This is a genomic window from Corynebacterium variabile (assembly GCF_006539825.1).
Classification (GTDB): domain Bacteria; phylum Actinomycetota; class Actinomycetes; order Mycobacteriales; family Mycobacteriaceae; genus Corynebacterium; species Corynebacterium variabile.
Genome location: NZ_BJNT01000062.1, coordinates 1 through 953 on the forward strand (window position 1 = coordinate 1; position 953 = coordinate 953).

Annotated in this window: 1 pseudogene; it reads right to left on the reverse strand. The window is 66.5% G+C overall.

Annotated features, from left to right (window positions below):
* Positions 1-887, reverse strand: a pseudogene (locus tag CVA01_RS14765) (transposase); the annotation flags it as partial.
* Between the last annotated feature and the right edge of the window lie 66 nt (positions 888-953).

Consider the following 953-nt stretch of genomic DNA (forward strand, 5'->3'; position numbering starts at 1 on the left):
CGGAGAGCTCTTTGCCCCGGTCCCAGGTGAGTGTCTTGCGGAGCTGTTCAGGCAGGCGCGTCATTGACATTGCCAGGGCGGCATTCATCGCGTCAGCACCATATCCGCCCAGCGATGGACCGTTTTTCACCGGCGGCGTCGTACCCCACCCGTCGAGTCTGGGCAGGTGCACTAGCAGCGTGGAGCGGCTGCTGCGTTCGATCACGGTGCCGATCGCGGACCGGCTTGCGCCGATGATCAGATCGCCCTCCCAGTGGCCGGGGACCGCACGATCGGCGGCTTCGGCCGGCCGCTTGCTGAGGACGACGTCTGCGGTGACGTGACCCTGAGGTTTATTCTGCGACCGCGCCCGCGGCTGGCGCAGTGCACGGCCGGTGCGCAGCCAGGCGACCAGCTCACGCTTGAGCGCTCCACGCCCCTCGATGAGCAGCGACTGGTAGATCGCTTCGTGGCTGATGTCCCGCCACGCGTTGCGGCGGTGCGACGCAACTCGCGTGAGATCGTCCCCGGATCTCGCCCCAGCGCGCGGGCAATCTCCCGGACGCCAGCGTTCTTAGCGCGCAGGATCGCGATCTCCTCACGTTCCTCGAACGACAGATATCGGCCGGTGGGCTCTGTCAGAGAGAGTCAGAGAGATCGGAGACATACCGCCAGCGTGACGAAACCACCGCGTCCCCACCGGCACCGACACGCTCACCGCTAACGACGCTTCCGCCGTCGTCACGCCCGTCGCGATCGTGCACCAGAGCTGGCGCTGCACGACCCGGGATGGCTCAGGCCGCCCCGGGGGATCGCATCGCCGGACGCAACGCCCGATCCGCACGCCACTGCCGCCGCACACCTTCCGAAACATCACCGGTCTTCCTACTCCCGTCTGCCGTCGCCATTCCCGAACACCTCCATGATCAAGGTGTTGCGACGACCAGTTGAATCCGCCCTGACTTCCAGCATCA